16 protein-coding genes are annotated in these 16,931 nt (G+C 71.3%); 7 read left to right on the top strand and 9 right to left on the bottom strand.

What is annotated here, in order from left to right; all coding sequences use genetic code 11:
- Positions 1 to 41 precede the first annotated feature (41 nt).
- Complete coding sequence (locus DI005_RS15035; RefSeq protein ID WP_228714038.1) at positions 42 to 869, bottom strand: inositol monophosphatase family protein; 828 nt, start codon at positions 867 to 869, stop codon at positions 42 to 44.
- 72 nt (positions 870 to 941) lie between these two features.
- Here DI005_RS15035 and ppgK point away from each other — a divergent pair, with 72 nt between their 5' ends.
- Together ppgK and DI005_RS15025 are read left to right on the top strand one after the other, a co-directional pair.
- Positions 942 to 1,703: a polyphosphate--glucose phosphotransferase gene (gene ppgK / locus DI005_RS15030; RefSeq protein ID WP_112266967.1), complete on the top strand. Its 762-nt coding sequence runs from the start codon at positions 942 to 944 to the stop codon at positions 1,701 to 1,703.
- A 174-nt stretch (positions 1,704 to 1,877) separates the two neighbouring features.
- Positions 1,878 to 3,287 carry an RNA polymerase sigma factor gene (locus tag DI005_RS15025; protein WP_112266968.1) on the top strand — a complete coding sequence of 470 codons (1,410 nt, stop codon included), beginning with the start codon at positions 1,878 to 1,880 and terminating at the stop codon, positions 3,285 to 3,287.
- 55 nt (positions 3,288 to 3,342) lie between these two features.
- Here DI005_RS15025 and DI005_RS15020 read toward each other — a convergent pair whose 3' ends face one another.
- Positions 3,343 to 3,549, bottom strand: a complete 207-nt coding sequence (locus tag DI005_RS15020; protein WP_113642535.1) for a hypothetical protein — start codon at positions 3,547 to 3,549, stop codon at positions 3,343 to 3,345.
- A gap of 110 nt (positions 3,550 to 3,659) precedes the next feature.
- Between DI005_RS15020 and DI005_RS15015 the strand changes: the two genes are divergently transcribed.
- Genes DI005_RS15015 through DI005_RS15005 form a run of 3 tightly spaced genes read left to right on the top strand, consistent with a single transcriptional unit; the run spans position 3,660 to position 6,980 of the window.
- Complete coding sequence (locus DI005_RS15015) at positions 3,660 to 4,835, top strand: sensor histidine kinase (protein ID WP_112266983.1); 1,176 nt, start codon at positions 3,660 to 3,662, stop codon at positions 4,833 to 4,835.
- On the top strand, positions 4,832 to 5,470 hold the full coding sequence (locus tag DI005_RS15010) for a response regulator transcription factor (protein WP_112266985.1): 639 nt from the start codon (positions 4,832 to 4,834) through the stop codon (positions 5,468 to 5,470). Before DI005_RS15015 ends, DI005_RS15010 begins: the two co-directional genes overlap by 4 nt.
- Positions 5,471 to 5,522: 52 nt before the next feature.
- Positions 5,523 to 6,980: an amino acid permease gene (locus DI005_RS15005; RefSeq protein WP_113642533.1), complete on the top strand. Its 1,458-nt coding sequence runs from the start codon at positions 5,523 to 5,525 to the stop codon at positions 6,978 to 6,980.
- Here DI005_RS15005 and DI005_RS15000 read toward each other — a convergent pair.
- Genes DI005_RS15000 through DI005_RS14990 form a run of 3 tightly spaced genes read right to left on the bottom strand, consistent with a single transcriptional unit; the run spans position 6,973 to position 9,975 of the window.
- Positions 6,973 to 7,776 carry a hypothetical protein gene (locus tag DI005_RS15000; protein ID WP_113642531.1) on the bottom strand — a complete coding sequence of 268 codons (804 nt, stop codon included), beginning with the start codon at positions 7,774 to 7,776 and terminating at the stop codon, positions 6,973 to 6,975. The genes DI005_RS15005 and DI005_RS15000 overlap by 8 nt on opposite strands.
- A 4-nt stretch (positions 7,777 to 7,780) precedes the next feature.
- Complete coding sequence (locus DI005_RS14995) at positions 7,781 to 9,133, bottom strand: glutamine synthetase family protein (protein WP_113642529.1); 1,353 nt, start codon at positions 9,131 to 9,133, stop codon at positions 7,781 to 7,783.
- A 38-nt stretch (positions 9,134 to 9,171) separates the two neighbouring features.
- Complete coding sequence (locus tag DI005_RS14990; protein WP_228714037.1) at positions 9,172 to 9,975, bottom strand: DMT family transporter; 804 nt, start codon at positions 9,973 to 9,975, stop codon at positions 9,172 to 9,174.
- 325 nt (positions 9,976 to 10,300) lie between these two features.
- On the opposite strand from DI005_RS14990, the gene DI005_RS14985 reads away from it, so the two are divergent.
- On the top strand, positions 10,301 to 10,480 hold the full coding sequence (locus tag DI005_RS14985) for a hypothetical protein (protein ID WP_110338539.1): 180 nt from the start codon (positions 10,301 to 10,303) through the stop codon (positions 10,478 to 10,480).
- 137 nt (positions 10,481 to 10,617) lie between these two features.
- The gene (locus tag DI005_RS14980; RefSeq protein ID WP_113642528.1) at positions 10,618 to 11,997 is read left to right on the top strand and encodes a PepSY domain-containing protein; all 1,380 of its coding nucleotides are present in this window, start codon (positions 10,618 to 10,620) and stop codon (positions 11,995 to 11,997) included.
- A gap of 40 nt (positions 11,998 to 12,037) precedes the next feature.
- On the opposite strand, the gene DI005_RS14975 is transcribed toward DI005_RS14980, so the two are convergent.
- The 4 genes from DI005_RS14975 to DI005_RS14960 form a co-directional block, all read right to left on the bottom strand.
- The gene (locus tag DI005_RS14975) at positions 12,038 to 13,207 is read right to left on the bottom strand and encodes an ROK family transcriptional regulator (RefSeq protein ID WP_112266998.1); all 1,170 of its coding nucleotides are present in this window, start codon (positions 13,205 to 13,207) and stop codon (positions 12,038 to 12,040) included.
- 25 nt (positions 13,208 to 13,232) lie between these two features.
- A complete protein-coding gene (locus DI005_RS14970) occupies positions 13,233 to 14,651 on the bottom strand; it encodes a sugar ABC transporter permease (RefSeq protein ID WP_113642526.1) in 1,419 nt (472 codons plus the stop codon).
- A 29-nt stretch (positions 14,652 to 14,680) separates the two neighbouring features.
- The gene (locus DI005_RS14965; protein WP_112267002.1) at positions 14,681 to 15,454 is read right to left on the bottom strand and encodes an ATP-binding cassette domain-containing protein; all 774 of its coding nucleotides are present in this window, start codon (positions 15,452 to 15,454) and stop codon (positions 14,681 to 14,683) included.
- A gap of 86 nt (positions 15,455 to 15,540) precedes the next feature.
- A complete protein-coding gene (locus tag DI005_RS14960) occupies positions 15,541 to 16,674 on the bottom strand; it encodes a sugar ABC transporter substrate-binding protein (protein WP_113642524.1) in 1,134 nt (377 codons plus the stop codon).
- Positions 16,675 to 16,931 lie beyond the last annotated feature (257 nt).

Here is a 16,931-nt window from a genome sequence, read left to right as displayed (position 1 = left end):
AACGCAACAAAGGTGGCCTTGGGGGCCGGTCACGCAGGGGATCAGACTCCGCTCGCGCCGCACTTGACGACCGCGGCGCGCAGCGCGTCGGCGATGGAGGGCGCCGCCGCGAGCGTGCCGTCCACGCCCAGCTCCGGGTCCTCCCCCGGCAGCGAGACGACCGCGCCGGCCTCGGCGGCGATCAGGGCGCCCGCCGCCCAGTCCCAGCGGTGCAGCCCGTGCTCGAAGTACGCGTCGGTCCAGCCAGCCGCCACCGCGCACAGGTCCAGCGCCGCCGAGCCCGGCCTGCGGATGTCGCGCACGTGGCCGAGCAGCCCGGCCACCATGTCCGCCTGGCGGGCCCTCCGCTCCGGCACGTAGGCGAACCCGGTGCCGAGCAGCGCGAGGTCGAGCCGCTCCGGCGACGACACCCGCAGCGGCCTGCCGTCCAGCCACGACCCGGCGCCGCGCGTACCGGTCCAGCGCCGCCCGCTCACCGGCTCGACGACGGCGCCCGCCACGGACACGCCGTCCACCTGCGCCGCGACGGACACGGCGAACTCCGGGAGCCCGTAGAGGAAGTTGACGGTGCCGTCGATCGGGTCGACGACCCACGTGACGCCGTCGCCGGTCCGGCCGCCCTCCTCCTCGCCCAGCACCGGCTCTCCCGGCCGCAGCTCGGCGAGCCGGGTGCGGATGAGCTCCTCCGACTCGCGGTCGACGGCGGTGACGACGTCGGTGGCGCTGGTCTTGGTGGCGACACTCACGGCGCGGCCCGAGAGCATGGAGTCGCGGGCTCGGAGAACGAGCCCGGCGGCCTCGGCGGCGACCTGCTCGGCGACGGTGGTCAGGGCAGCCGCCTCGGCTGCGTCGAGTTCAAAGGCACCCACTCCACCATGGGACCACACCCCGCTAAAGTCTCGGCCAATGGCTTCTGAATCGAGCAGGAAGGGACGACGCCAATGACGGCGACCCGAGGTTTCGGCATCGACATCGGCGGCAGCGGCATCAAGGGCGCCCTTGTCGATCTGGAGAAGGGCCAGCTGATCGGCGACCGGCTGCGGATCGACACGCCGCAGCCGGCGACGCCCGGCGCCGTCGCTGAGGTCGTGGCCGAGATCGTGGCCCACTTCGGCTGGGACGGCCCGGTCGGCATCACGCTGCCCGCCGTCATCAAGAAGGGCGTCGCGCAGACCGCGGCGAACATCGACCCCAGCTGGATCGGCACCGACGCGGATTCGCTGTTCGCGAAGCGGCTGGGCAGGCACGTCGACGACATCGCCATGCTCAACGACGCCGACGCCGCGGGCATGGCCGAGATGCGCTTCGGCGACCCGGCCGGGCGGCACGGCGTGGTCGCGCTGCTGACGTTCGGCACCGGCATCGGCAGCGCCCTGTTCCACGACGGCAAGCTCGTGCCGAACACCGAGCTCGGCCACCTCGAGGTCGACGGGCACGACGCGGAGAAGAAGGCAGCCGCGTCGGTGAAGGACAACGAGGGCCTGTCGTACCCGGAGTGGGCCAAGCGCGTCGATCGTTATCTGACTGTGCTCGAGAATCTCATCTGGCCCGACCTGTTCATCGTGGGCGGCGGGGTCAGCAAGAAGTCCGAGAAGTGGGTGCCCCTGCTCGACAACCGGACACGCGTCGTGGTCGCATCGTTGCAGAACAACGCCGGGATCGTGGGGGCGGCGGCCGCCGCCGTGGAGGGCATCGAGCACTGACGGCGCCGCGCCGGGAGGCACACCGGCTCGCCAGGCGAAAGTTGATCGCTTGGCGACGCTGACCCACATCGTCGTTACAATGGAACACGGCCCTCGGCTGCGGGAGGCAAAACCGCAGGCCGGGGTATGTTCCCCGAATCTAAGGCAGCCGGGACGCATGCGTACCGGTTCGTCATGATCGACCGCTGTGAAAGGGCGTACGTGGCAGCCGCAAAGACCGCAACCCGAAGCGGGACGACGAAGACAACGAGCGCCGCCAAGGAAGCGACAGCCGAGGACAGCACGGCGGCCGCGAACGGCACGGCCACGGGTGCGAAGACCCCGGCGAAGAAGTCGGCCGCGAAGAAGGCGCCCGCGAAGTCCCCGAGGACGCGCAAGAGCGCCAAGTCGGACAAGCCGAAGACCAAGGGCGAGGACGCCGAGTTCGGCGAGGACGTCGACGCCACCGAGCTGGAGGACGTCGACCTGTCGGACCTGGATGTCGAGGCGGTGGAGGTCGACGTCGTCGACGCGACCGTGACGGAGGAGGACTCCGAGGAGTCCGAGAGCGAGGAGGAGTCGGGCACGCCCGCCAAGGCCCGCTCCTCGAACGACCCCGACTTCGTCTGGGACGAGGAGGAGTCGGAGGCGCTACGGCAGGCCCGCAAGGACGCCGAGCTGACGGCATCGGCCGACTCGGTCCGCGCCTACCTCAAGCAGATCGGTAAGGTCGCGCTGCTCAACGCCGAGGAGGAGGTGGAGCTCGCCAAGCGCATCGAGGCCGGGCTCTACGCCGCCGAGCGGGTGCGCGTCGCCGAGGACGAGGGCGAGAAGCTCAGCACCCAGATGCGCCGCGACCTCAAGTGGATCGTGCGGGACGGCGAGCGGGCCAAGAGCCACCTGCTCGAGGCGAACCTCCGTCTCGTGGTGTCGCTGGCCAAGCGCTACACCGGCCGCGGCATGGCGTTCCTGGACCTCATCCAGGAGGGCAACCTCGGCCTGATCCGCGCGGTCGAGAAGTTCGACTACACCAAGGGTTTCAAGTTCTCCACGTACGCCACGTGGTGGATCCGGCAGGCGATCACCCGCGCCATGGCCGACCAGGCCCGCACCATCCGCATCCCGGTGCACATGGTCGAGGTGATCAACAAGCTGGGACGTATCCAGCGCGAGCTGCTGCAGGACCTCGGCCGCGAGCCCACCCCCGAGGAACTCGCCAAAGAGATGGACATCTCCCCGGAGAAGGTCCTGGAGATCCAGCAGTACGCCCGCGAGCCGATCTCGCTCGACCAGACCATCGGCGACGAGGGCGACTCGCAGCTCGGTGACTTCATCGAGGACAGCGAGGCCGTCGTGGCGGTGGACGCGGTGTCGTTCACGCTCCTGCAGGACCAGCTGCAGTCGGTGCTGCAGACACTGTCCGAGCGCGAGGCCGGCGTGGTGCGGCTGCGCTTCGGGCTCACCGACGGCCAGCCGAGGACTTTAGACGAGATCGGCCAGGTCTACGGCGTGACCCGCGAGCGCATCCGCCAGATCGAGTCCAAGACCATGTCGAAGCTGCGGCACCCGTCGCGTTCGCAGGTGCTGCGCGACTACCTGGACTGACGGGCCACCAGCAGGACCCCCTCACCCCTCGTGAGGGTTCCGGACACCGGAACCTTCACGAGGGGTTCTTCTTGCGCCGGGCCGACCCGAGGGTCGCCAGCACCGCGCCGGCGAGCCCCATCGCGATGCTGACCGGGATGTGCGCGACGTCGGGCAGCAGGTGCAGCTGCACGAACCAGCTCTCCGAGCCGCTGCCCGCGATCCGGTTGACGAGCCCGCCGACGCCCTGGACGACGAGCAGGATTCCGAGTAGTTCGATCATGGCTCCCAGCCTGCGCCGCCGGAGGGCCGGGGACATCGGCGAACGGCACGACGCAGCCGTCATCACTTGGGAGGACGCCGGGCCGGAGCGAGGTGTGCTGTGATGGTGGCGTGCCACCGCATCACCCGCCGTTGAGCAGGCTGCCGCGCTGGGGCCAGGACGCGGTGATCGCCTCGGGCTACTTCGCACTCGGCAGCGTGCTGTACTCGGCCGGCCTGCACTCGCTGCTGGGCGGTGAGCACATTCCGATGTGGACACGGTACGCGCTGCTGGGCGTGCTGTGCTCGCTGCTGTTGCTGCGCAGGCGCGCGCCGGGTCTGCTGCTGTGCGTGGCGCTGGTCCCCCTCGGCGTGGACGCGGCCCTCGGGGTCACGGTGCCGATGCTGCTGGCGTTCGGCGACACGCTGTACTCGGCGACGCTGTACGGTTCCCGGCGGCTGAGCAGGGCCATGGTGACGCTCACCGCGGTGGGCGCGCTCGCGGCGTCGGTGATCGCCTTGCTGCTCGTTCCCGACTGGCGGATCGCGGTGCTCGCGATCGTCGTGTACGTGCCCTTCGTCGCGATCCCGGTGTGGTGGGGCACCGACATCCGGTGGCACCGCGAGCTGACCGAGACCGAACGAGCCAACGCGGCGCAGCTGGCGAGGATCGCCGAGCTGGACCGCGACGCCGCAGTGGCGGCCGAACGTGCCCGCATGGCACGGGATCTGCACGACGTCATCGCCGGGCACCTGTCGGCGATAGCGTTGCAGTCGGAGGCCGCTCTGTCCACAACGGACCCGAAGGCCGCGCGGACGGTGCTGACGTCCGTGCGGGAGAACAGTGTGAGCGCGCTGGAGGAGATGCGGACGATGATCGGGCTGCTGCGGGAGCACGGCACCGGGGAGGTGACCGCGCCTGCCAGGCTCGCCGGGCTCTCCCGGCTCACCGAGTCGGCGAGGGCAAGCGGGATGCGGCTCGACGTCCACACCGACCTCGACCCGGCCACACCGCTGCCCGCGGCCGTGGACCTCACCGCGTACCGGATCGCCCAGGAGGCGCTCACCAACGCGGTCAAGCACGCGCCAGGCGCGGAGGCGACGCTCACGATCCGGCACGCGGACGGCGTGCTCACGGTCGAGGTCACCAACGAGCTCACCGGTTCCGCGCATGCGGGCGAGTCCGGGACCGGCCTGCTGAGCATGCGGGAGCGGGCGGCCGCCGTGGGCGGGACGTTCGCGGCGGGTCCCGGCGGGCGGGGCTGGCGTGTGCACGCGGCACTGCCGGTGCCGGAGGTCGCGGCATGAGCATCCGCGTCGTCGTCGCCGACGATCACGCCGCGATCAGGGCCGGCATCGTGATGATCCTCTCCGGCGCGGACGGCATCGAGGTGGTCGGCGAGGCCGCCGACGGTGCAGCGGCGGTCCGGCAGGCCCGGGCGCTCAAACCGGACGTGGTGCTCATGGACGTGCGGATGCCCGACGTCGACGGCATCACGGCCACGCGCGAGCTCGTGGGCGAGAACCTGGCTGAGGTGCTGGTGCTCACGACGTTCGACCTCGACGAGTACGTGTACGGCGCGCTGCGGGCCGGTGCGGCCGGGTTCCTGCTGAAGTCGGTCGAGGCGCCCCGGCTGGTGGAGGCAGTGCGGCTGGTCGCCGCGGGCGAGGGCGTTGTGGCGCCACAGGTCACGCGCAAGCTCATCAGCGCGTTCGCCAGGGCGGCCCCTCCCCCGCCGCGCCCCGCCGGGCTCGAGCACCTCACCGGCCGGGAACGCGAGGTGCTCGCGTGTCTCGGCGAAGGGCTGTCCAACGCCGAGATCGCGGCGAAGCTGTTCATCGGCGAGACCACCGTGAAGACCCACGTGTCGCGCGTGCTGGCCAAACTGCACCTGCACTCGCGCGTCCAGGCCGCGTTGCTGGCCAGCGAGCTGGATGGTTGAGCGGGACCACGTTGCCGAGCGTCGGTCTTCGGCGTGAATTACCGTGTCGCGGGTGGGTATTTTCCGGACGCTGAACGTCGACGACGTTCTCCAACGACAGGAAACGAGCGAGCTGAAGCGACGGCTCAAGGGCCGGGATCTCGTCGGCTTCGGTGTCGGGATCATCATCGGCACCGGTATCTTCACGCTCGCCGGCGTCGAGGCGAAGACCCACGCAGGCCCTTCGGTGACGCTGTCGTTCCTGATCGGCGCGGTGGTCGCGGGCCTCGCCGCGCTCTGCTACGCCGAGCTGGCATCCAGCGTGCCGACCGCGGGCAGTGCCTACACTTACGCGTTCGCGACCCTCGGCGAGGTGTTCGCGTGGATCATCGGCTGGGACCTGCTCCTGGAGTTCGCACTCGGCGCGGCCGTGGTGTCGCGAAGCTGGTCCGGCTACCTGGCGAACCTGCTCGGGCTGCCGCAGGAACTGTTCGGCGAGGACGCCGTCGTGAACCTCGGCGCGGTGGTGATCATCGCGGTGCTCACGGTGATCGCCGTCGTGGGCATCCGCGAGTCGGCCGTGGCCACCAACGCGCTCGTGCTCGTCAAGGTCGCCGTGTGCGTTCTGGTGATCGGCGTCGGCGCCTTCTTCGTCAAGGCCGCGAACCTGACCCCGTTCGTCCCGCCCGCGCAACCCGCCGAGGAGGGCACGAGCACGCTGCACCAGCCGGTGGTGCAGGCTGCGCTCGGCCTAGAGCAGTCGGTGTACGGCCTCGCCGGGATGCTCACCGCCGCGGCCGTCGTGTTCTTCGCGTACACCGGGTTCGAGGCTCTGGCCAACCTCGGTGAGGAGACCCGCAACCCCGGCAAGGACCTGCGCGTCGGCATCCTCGGCGCACTCGGGCTGTGCGCGCTGCTCTACCTCGGCGTGTCGCTCGTGCTCACCGGCATGGTGCCGTTCACCGACATCGACGAGGGCGCGCCGCTGGCCGCCGCGTTCGGCTCGGTGGGCCAGCACTGGGTGGCCGCGCTCATCTCGCTGGGCGCCATCACGGGCCTGACGTCGGTGATGATGGTGGAGCTCGTGACAATCGGCCGGATCGGCTACGCGATGGGCCGCGACGGGCTGCTCCCCAAACCGCTGGGAACCGTGCACCCCCGCTGGGGCACTCCGCACCGCGTGACGATCGGTGGCGCGGTGCTGATCGCGCTGCTCGCCGCGTTCGTCCCGATCAGCGAGCTCGCCGACATGGTCAGCATCGGCGCGCTCTCGGCGATGATCATCGTCGCGATCGCGGTGCCCGTGCTGCGCCGCACCAGGCCCGACCTGCGACGCCCGTTCCGCGTGCCGCTCTCCCCGGTGCTGCCGGTCGTGGCGGCGCTCGCGTGTTTCTACCTCATGCTGAACCTGGACGTGCTGACGTGGATCCGGTTCGGCGCGTGGCTGCTGCTCGGCCTGCTGATCTACCTGTTCTACGGGCGCAGGCACTCCCGGCTGGGAGCGGAGGAGCGCGAGAAGTCGCTCAGGTGAGGGGCGCGGGGCTGCCGTTGTCCCACAGCTCGGCGCGCAGCCCGGACCCGGTCACCACGGCACGGGCGGCGTCCGCCTCGGCGGCGGGCACGACGAGCAGCACCCCGCCGGGCGCGCCGCCCTCGCGGCGCAGCGCCGCGGCCACGTGGCCAATGGGCTGCAGATGAACCCCGTTGTCGCCCAACGACTCGTAGGTGTCCACTATGGAGACAAGGGTGCCCTCCTCGCCGGACAGCACCCCGGCGACGAGCACGAAATGGCCGACCCGCCAGCGCGACGTCCACAGTGGAACGAGTCCGGTGTCGAGGTAGTCGCGCAGTGCCCTCGGCGGCGTGTCGGGCGCGGCGAACGCGCCGGTGTCCACATTGGCGATGACGGCGACGAGCGCCAGTCCGCGCACGCCGTCGAGCAGCCGGGCCACCACGGACGCCGACCACTCGCCACTCGCGGGCACGACCGCGAGCGCTCCCTCGGACAACGTCTCGATCGCCCGCACCACGCCGATCGCGGACGTGCCCGCCCGCGCGGGGTCGGCCGTGCGGGGCAGGGCGAGCCGGAAATCGGCGCGGCCCTTCTCCCCGGGTGGGAGGCTGCCTGACGGAGCGCCCTCAGTGAGCACGGTGCCCGCCGCGAGCGCGACCTCGTCCTGGTCGGTCACCTCGGCGCCGCCCGCGCGCAGCGCGACCAGGCCCGCGAAGGCACCGCACAGCTCGTCCTTCTGCGGGCGTTCCCCTGCGGCCAGTGTGACCACCCGTCCGGCGCCCGGCAGGCTGCGCACCTCGTCGGAGAGCCGCACGACGTCAGTACCGCCACAGGTGCGCGCCGACGAGCTCGTGGAGTGGCTTGCCGTCCGCCCACTCGGCGTCGGACCCACGCACCGCCTGGAACGCGCCGAGCAGGTCCTCCCCCAGCACTCCGGACACGCGGGGACAGGCGGCGAGCGCCGCGGCCTGCTCCTCCGGCGACGCGGGCAGCCTGCGCACGCCACGTGCCTCCCGCTGCCCTGAGCTCCACGTGCCCGGGTCCTCGGCCACCGGCGCGGGCGGTTCGAGACCCTCCTCGATCCCAGCCAGCCCGGCGGCGAAGACCACCGCGAGCGCGAGGTACGGGTTCGCGGAGGCGTCGCAGGGCTTGTACTCGACGTTGGCGTGGTCGTCGCCGAGCAGCTCCGTTCCGGGCACGTACCGCAACGGCGCCTCCCGGTTCTCCGTGCCCCAGAACGTGAACGCGCTCGCGAAGTAGCCGGGCCGCAGCCGGGCCGTGGACACCACGCTCGGAGCCGTCACGGCGGTCAGTGCGGGCAGGTCCCGCAGCAGGCCCGCGACGTAGGCCGCGCCGTCGGGGCCAGGCCGGTCCCGCCCCGCGAGGAGGTTGCGGGCCCTGCGCCGCACCGACGAGTGCAGGTGCCAGCCGTTGCCGGCGGCCTGGGGGCTGACGAGCGGCGCGAAGCTCGCCCGCAGCCCGTGCGCGTGCGCGGCCGCGTGGATGGTCTGCCGGGCGAGCAGCTGGTCGTCGGCCGCCGAGACCGGGTCGGTGGCGGCCAGGCTCAGCTCGAGCTGCGCGAGGCCGTACTCGGCGTGCAGCTGGCCGATCCGCAGCCCGTTGACGTCGAAGTCGTGCAGCAGGCCCGCCACGAAGTCGTCGATGCCCACCAGCGCGTGCGGGCTGTACGCGGGCCCGGTGTGGCCGGGCGCCGAGGCGATGTCGGAGCTGGCCGCCGGCGCCACCGCGAACTCCAGTTCGAACCCCGCGCGCAGCTCGAAGCCCCTGACCTCCGCCTCGGCGACCACGCGTTCGAGCACGCCACGCTGGCAGTACGGCCACGGCGAACCGTCGGCGGCGACCTGCCGCGCGGGCGCCCACGCGAACGAGGGCTGGCCCGCGAGCCTGCGCAGGCGCTCGAGCACCGGAAAGAGCCGGATGTCGCCCGACGGCGTGCTCAGGCCCGGATGGCGGTAGGTGATGCGGTCGTGGGTGTCGAAGACGGCGAACAGCGCGGTCGCCCCCACACCGCGCGCCGCGGCGTCGGCGAGGCCGCCGATGGGCACGATCCGCGACCGGGGGATGCCGTTGTTGTCTGCCCAGGCGAGGTGCACACCACGCACGCCGGCGAGCGCGAGGTCCTTGGCCGCCGCCGATGCCGCCTTGCTCATCGGCTCATCCTGCCAGTGAGATCGCTCACGGTCACGCGTCACGGCGGCTCGCGCACCGCCGCGCCCTCCCCGGGGTCGCGGGAGCGCAGGGCCACACCCGCGACGACGGCGAGGATGCCCAGCGCCTCCAGCAGGCTCGGGACCTGCCCGAGCACCACCAGGCCGGTCACCGTGGCCGTCACCGGCAGCAGCGCCAGCAGCACCGCGAACCGGGCCTGCCCGACCCGCCGCAACACCACCTGGTCGAGCACGTAGGGCACGACGGTGGAGAGCAGGCCGACGCCGATGCCCATCACCAGCAGGTCCGGCTCGCCCCAGACGCCGCCCGTGCCGAGCGCCAGCGGTGAGAGCAGCACGGTCGCCACGGCGAAGCCCACCGCGAGGCTGTCGATGCCGTTCCCGCCGAGCGCGACCTTCTTGCCGAGCACGATGTAGCCCGCCCACGCCGCGGCGGCCGCCAGCGCGAACGCCACGCCCGACGGGCTGCCGCGCAGCTGGACGTCGGCGATGCACACCACGCCGACCGCGACGAACACCAGGGCCGCGATGTCGCGGCGGCCCCGCGAGCCGAACGCCGCGACCACGACCGGTCCCACGAACTCCAGCGCCACCACGGTGCCGAGCGGCAGGCGGGCGATGGCCTCGTAGAACACCACGTTCATGCCCGCCGTCACGATCCCGAACGCGCCCGCGAGCAACAGCGGACGGCCGCGCCACGCCGCGCGGCCGGGACGGCGCCACGCCAGGAGGATCACCGCGGCACCCAGACAGCGCAACCACGCGACTCCGGACGGTGATGCCACATCGAACAGCCACACCGCGAGCGCCGCGCCGACGTACATGGAAATTCCGCTGAGAACGAACAAGATCGGGGCGGGAAGCCTGTCGATCCGCCGTTTCGATGCCGCAACGTCCACGCAACGATGGTGCCTGACCATGGCAAACGTCGTGGTAGCGGAGATCGCTTCCTGAATGCCGGGATGGATCTAGGACATCCGGGGTAATTCGACGTGACACACCTCCCACACACGCGGGAACACTTGCGGGCGGCGAAACGTCTGCAAGAGTGGAAGCAGCGAACACCGAGAAAGGCACCCGGCCCGACGAGGTGATCGCGGCTGAACTGATGGCATCGGCGCGCCGATGCCGGGACGGAGGGAGACTCCAATGACTTCACCGACGCTCACCCGCCCCGAACTGACCGCTGCGGACCGTTGCGACCGCTGTGGAGCAGCCGCACAGATGCGCGCAGTACTCCCCAGCGGCGGAGAGCTGCTGTTCTGCGGGCACCACGGCCGCGAGTACGAAGCCAAGCTCAAGGAGCTGGAAGCCGACATCCAGCGCTGAGCCGTCACCACCAGCCGCGAGAACGGGCGGGGATCCTCAGGAGGGTCCCCGCCCGTTCGGCTACCCGGGACACAGTGACTCGCGCCACACCCTGACGTTCCGGGAACCGCGGCGGCCCGGCCACCGACCTGTCAGGCATGTCGACCGAGGCCGAGATCGAGTCACCACGCGCCGAACCGCCGAACCGCCGGACACTCCGGCCGCTCCTGCTGCGGCTGCACTTCTACGCGGGCATCCTCGTCGGCCCATTCATCCTCGTCGCAGCGCTGACGGGCCTGCTCTACATCTTCGCGCCCCAGCTCGAACAGGCGGTCTACGACCACGAGTTGCACGTCCCGGCCTCGCCTGTGTCGGTGCCGCTGGCCCAGCAGGTCGCCGCGGCAAAGGCCGAGCTGCCGGGCAGCACGCTCGCCTCGGTGCGGCCCTCGCCGTCGCCGACCGACACCACGCAGGTGATCTTCGACACGCCTGGGCTCGCGGAGAGCTACCGCCACACCGTGTTCGTCAACCCGCACGACGGCGAGGTCCGGGGCGTGCTGGAGACCTACGGCTCCGGGCAGGCACTGCCGCTGCGCGCGTGGCTGGACCAGCTGCACCGTGGTCTGCACCTCGGCGACGCCGGCCGGATCTACAGCGAGCTCGCCGCCAGCTGGCTGTGGGTCGTCGTGCTCGGCGGGCTGGTGCTGTGGTGGGGCAGGCGGCGCCGCAGGCGGCTCGTGCCCGGCCGCGCGGCGAAGGGCAGGCAGCGCACGCTGTCCTGGCACGGCGCCACGGGCACGTGGGTGGCGCTTGTGCTGCTGTTCCTCTCGGCCACCGGGCTCACGTGGTCGCAGTTCGCCGGGGAGAACGTCGGCAAGCTCAGGGAGGCGCTGTCGTGGGAGACGCCGTCGGTGTCGGCCTCGGCCGGGGAGCACGCCGAGCACGCCGAGCACGGCGCGGGCGGCCACGCGCACGACGGCGCGGCACCCGTCACCGACGCCGGGTTCGACCGGGTGCTGGCCTCGGCACGGAACGAAGGTCTCGGCGATCCGGTGGAGATCAGGCCGCCATCGGCCGATGGCGAGGTCTACGTCGTCCAGCGCACCGAGCGGAGCTGGCCGTCGGCCCAGGACGCCGCCGCGGTCGACCCGGCCACCGGCGAGGTCCTCGAGGTGGTGCGCTTCGAGGACTGGCCGCTGATGGCCAAGTTCGCCCGCTGGGGCATCGACGCCCACATGGGCCTGCTGTTCGGGCTGCCGAACCAGCTGGTGCTGGCGGTCGTGTGCGTCGCGGTGATCACACTCGTGGTGCTCGGCTACCGCATGTGGTGGCAGCGCAGGCCCACGAGGGACGCCGCGTTCGGCGTCGGCAGGCCGTTCCCGCGCGGGGCGTGGCGCCAGGTGCCGCCGTGGGGGCTCGTGCTGCTCGGCGCCGCCGCGGTCGCCATCGGCTGGTTCCTTCCGCTCCTGGGCGTCTCGCTGGTGGCGTTCCTGGTTCTCGACGCGCTGCTGGCCTGGCGGCGGCGCGTGCGGGCCTGACGCCTCACCAGCCGTCTCACCAGCCGTCTCACCCGCCGTCTCAGACGCTGTCGAGGACGCCCTCGAAGGCGGCCTCGGCGGCGCCGAGGAGCTTGACGTCCGCGCCGAGCGAGGACTTCTCGATCCGCACGCCGCCGACCGCGCGGCTCACCATGCTGCGCGTGCGGACCTCCTCGCCGACGCGGTCCAGCACGGCGGGCGGCAGCGCGGTGAACAGGTCCCCGAGCACCACCAGCTCGGGGCCCAGCAGGTTCACCACGTTCACCAGGCCGAGTGTGAGCCATTCGGCGAACTCGCCGAGCCGCGCGAGCGAGGCGGCGGGGTCCCGTCCCAGCTCACGCAGCTCGACGACGATCGTGCCGCGCGGGCTGTCCTGCGGCAGCGAGAGCGCCCTCCGCAACGCGGCCTCGCCGACCTCGGTCTCCCAGCACCCCACGTTGCCGCAGTAGCAGGACCGGCCGTGGGGGTTGACGACCATGTGGCCGATCTCCCCCACGTAGCCCCCCGAGCCACGCAGCGACGAGCCCTGGGCGATCACTCCCCCGCCGACGCCGATGTCGGCCGACACGAAGACCGCGTCCGACGCGCCCCGAGCCGCCCCGCGCAGGTGCTCGGCCAGCGCGCCGAGCTCGGCGTCGTTGCCGACCACCACGGGCACGCCGAGGCCCGCCGACATCCGCGTCCCGAGCGCGACCTCCGACCAGCGCAGGTTCGGGGCCTCGTGCACAAGGCCGTCCGAGCGCCGCACCACGCCGGGCACCGAGATGCCGCACGCGACCGGCTTCAGGCCGAGGTCGGCGGCCAGCCACGCCGTCGACTCCAGGACGTGCGTGATCACCTCGGCAGGCTCCCCGGTGCGGCCGTGCAGGTTCCAGCTGTTGCGGCCGAGAATCAGCCCGCCGAGCCCGACGAGCGCGATCGCCACGTGCTCCACCTGGACGTCCACCGCGAGCACCACGGCGGCCTGCGGCTGCGGCAGCACCAGCAGCGACGGCCTGCCCGCGCCACGGCCCGGCCGGGGCACCCGTTCCTCGACCACGCCCGACTCGGCGAGGCCGTCGACGAGCGTCTTGATGGTGCTGCGGTTCAGCCCGAGCTCGGTCGCCAGGGTGGCCCGGGTGACCGGGCCGCCCACGTGGAGAAGGCGGAGCAGGCTCGATCGGTTGTACCGGCGCACCTCGTCTGGTCGGGAAACGGGTGTGCTGGTCACGACGTTATCGTTCCATCACCCGAACTCATCGTGTCGCGGAGGCCGCGCGCCGGCGCGACAGCGCGTCGACGGTGGCGGCCAGCAGCAGCACCAGTCCGGTCACGATCGACACGACCGCCGCGGGCTGGCGCAGCAGGCCAAGGCCGTTGGCCACGACGGCGAGCACCGTGCCGCCGATCACCGCGTCGGACACCCGGCCCCGGCCACCGAACAGCGACGCGCCACCGATCACGGCCGCGCCGACGGCGAACAGCAGGGTGTTCAGGCCACCGGCCTGCGGGTCCACCGAGCCGACCTTCGACGAGTAGACGATCGCGCCGAGCGCGGCGACCGACGAGCACACCACGAACACGCTCGCGCGGATCTTGGTGACGTTGACGCCCGCACGGCGCGCCGCCTCGCGGTTGCCGCCGACGGCGTAGATGTGCCTGCCGTAGCGCGTCCGGTTGAGCACGTAGGTGCCGATCACGAGCAGGCCGAGCACGATCGGCACCACGTAGGGCACGCCGGTGATCACGATGTTGTCGTTGGGCGAGCGGTTGACCGTCAGCAGCGCGGTGGCGGCGATGCCGATCGCCCCGATGCCGCCGACCTTGAACAGCACGATCGACGTCGGCTGCGTGACGAGCCCGCGCCGCAGCCGGGTGAAGTGCCTGCCGAGCGTCGCCGCAGCGAACCCGCCGACCGCGATCACGCACAGCAGCCAGCTGCCGAGCACGGACAGGTTGCCGTTGGCGACCTTGTCCAGCACCGGCGAGCTGCTGATCCCGATCACGCCGCCCTCGCCGATGAACTGCAGAATGACGCCTTGCCACGCAAGGAAAAGCGCGAGTGTGACCACAAAGGACGGCATGCCGATGCGGGACACGAGGTAGCCCGTGATGCAGCCGATCGCCGTGCCGGTGCACAACGCCAGCAGCATCTCGATCCACGGGTTGGCCGACATCCCGGACGCCGCGATCACGATGCCCAGCACCGACATCGCGGTACCGGCCCAGATTCGCAGCAGCGCCGCGAGCACCGCACCGAGGCCAAGTGCGGCCAGGAACATGATGAAGACGGTGGAGCCCATGCCGCCCAGCAGGTTCCCGTTCTCGGCGAAGTGCATCGCGAGCACCGCGCCCGCGACACCGGACGCCGTGCCCGCCGAGAGGTCGATCTCGCCGACCAGCAGCACGAACACGATGCCCATCGCGATGATCGTCTGCCCGGCGCCCTGTGCGAGCAGGTTCGCGAGGTTGTTGAGCGACAGGAAGACGTCGGACAACGAGGCGAACACGATGACGAGCGCGACGAGCCCGAGCAACGCGGGCAGCGAGCCGAGCTGCCCCGCCCGCAGGCGGGAGATGTAGTCGCGCACGGCCTCGGACGTCGACATGGTGGTGGTGTCGATGCCGAAGTCGGTGATCGCCGTGTTCGGCGACGCCGTGGGGGTTTGAGTCATGGTGGGTTCTTTCTCGTTCACAGTGCGGCTCACAGCACGGCGTGCTCGGGACGGGCGAGTCCGATGTCACCGGAGCGGCCCGCGGTGATCAGCTCGACCACCTGGCCATGGGTGACGTTCTTGGTGTAGACCTCCGCGGCCATCCGGCCGAGGTACAGCACGGCGATGCGGTCGGCGACCTCGAAGACGTCGGCCATGTTGTGGCTGATCAGCACCACGCCGAGCCCCTGCTCGGCGAGCCTGCGGACCAGGTCCAGCACCTGCCGGGTCTGCGCGACGCCGAGGGCGGCGGTCGGCTCGTCCAGCAGCACGACCTTGCTGTCCCACAGCACCGACTTGGCGATGGCCACGGTCTGCCGCTGCCCGCCCGAGAGCGCCGAGACCGGGGTGCGCACGGACTTCACGGTGCGCACCGACAGCGAGGCGAGGGTCTCCCGCGCCGCCTTCTCCATGCTGGCCTCGTCGAGCAGCCACGCGCTGCCGCGCTCCCTGCCGAGGAACATGTTCTGCACGATGTCGAGGTTGTCGGCCAGGGCGAGGTCCTGGTACACGACCTCGATGCCGAGCTCCGCGGCGTCCTTGGGGCTGCGGATGTGCACTTCCCTGCCCTGGAACTCGATCGTGCCGGAGTCGGCTCCGTGGATGCCCGCGATGCACTTGACGAGCGTCGACTTGCCGGCCCCGTTGTCACCGACGAGCGCGGTGACCTCCCCCGCACGAACGTCGAAGTCGATGTCGTGCAGGACGTGAACCGGCCCGAAGCTCTTGTTCAGGCCGGTGATGTGCAGGATGGGCTCACTCATGCTTGTCCCTGTCGTTCTTGTCCGTGGGACCGGGGCGGAACGCGCCGTCGGGGTGCGCGCCCCGCCCCGGGGTCGGGAGCCGGGGGTCAGGAGATCCCGAGCTGCGAGCAGGTCGCCTGCAGGTCGTCGGTGCAGACCTCGCTGGCCTTGACGTAGCCCTCGTCGATGACGCGCTTGACCTCGTTCTTCGTGATCAGGTAGGGCTCCAGCAGCACGGACTTGACCTCGCGGTTGCCCTCGGGGTCGTGGCTGGTGTCCTTCGCCAGCGCGTCGGCGGCTGCGGTGTCGTTCTTGGCCAGCGCCGCGGCGAGCTTCGCCGTCGCCTCGGCCTCCTCCTCGATGGGCTTGAAGACCGTCATGTACTGGTCTCCGCGAAGGATGGCCTTGAGGCCGTCGGGAGTGGCGTCCTGGCCCGTCACGGGGACCTTGCCGGCCATGCCGTTCTTCTTCAGCACGGTGATGATCGCGCCCGCGAGCCCGTCGTTGGCGGCGACGACGCCGTCCACCTTGCCGCCGTTGGACGTCAGGATCTGCTCGAAGGTCGTGCCGCCCTTCTGGTTGTTCCAGTCGTCGATCGGCTGGCTCCGCACGAGCTTGAGCGTGCCGTTGTCGTACAGCGGCTGAAGGACGTTGCGCTGACCCTCGTGGAAGAGGGTGGCGTTGTTGTCCGTCGGGGCGCCCTCGATCTCGATGACCTGCGCGCCTCGCTTGCCTTCGAGCGCCTTGGCGAGGCCCTCGCCCTGGAGCTCGCCCACCTTCACGTTGTCGAAGGAGACGTAGTAGTCGGAGCCGCCTCCGAGGTTGAGGCGGTCGTAGTCGATGGTCGGGATGCCCGCGTTCTTGGCCTTGGCCGCGACCGCGCTGCCGACCTCGCTGTTGATCGAGGCGATCACGAGCACCTTCACGCCCTGGGCGATCATGCCGTCGGCCAGTGTCGTGAACTTCTGGACGTCACCCTGGGCGTTCTGCACATCGGGGTCGAAGCCCTCGGCGCGCAGCGCCTCCTCGATCATCGGCTTGTCGAAGCCCTCCCAGCGGGCCGAGGTGGCCGTCTCGGGGAGGATCACGCCGACCGTGCCGTTCGGGGCGGCTCCTTCCTGCGCGGCCGTGTCGCCCGCACCGCCCTCGTCGCCGCCCCCGGTGTTGGCACCGCATGCCGCAAGCGTCAACGTAACGCCCAGGACGGCAGCGGCGAATGCAAGAGGTCTCTTGGTCCGCATCCGTAGAACCTTTCCGGATCTCCCAGCCGACGAGCGGCGACCCGGAACTGGCCGGCGCCACGTCGCGCAAATGTTGTGGGCGACAACATATGCCCGTCGACCGGGCGCCGGGAAGACTCCTGTACCGATTAAGCCCCCATCGACCGGACACGGTTTGGTAACCCGCGAGTCCCCCGCTCCAGCCCGCGAGTCCCCCGCTCCGGACACCGAGTCGCCCGCTCAGGACCGCGAGTCCCCCGTTCTGGACACCGAGTCGC

It is taken from the genome of Prauserella sp. PE36, assembly GCF_003311655.1.
GTDB classification, from domain to species: Bacteria; Actinomycetota; Actinomycetes; order Mycobacteriales; family Pseudonocardiaceae; genus Prauserella_A; species Prauserella_A endophytica.
The sequence above is the reverse complement of the archived record's forward strand: the minus strand, read 5'-3'. Positions and strand labels throughout refer to the sequence as shown.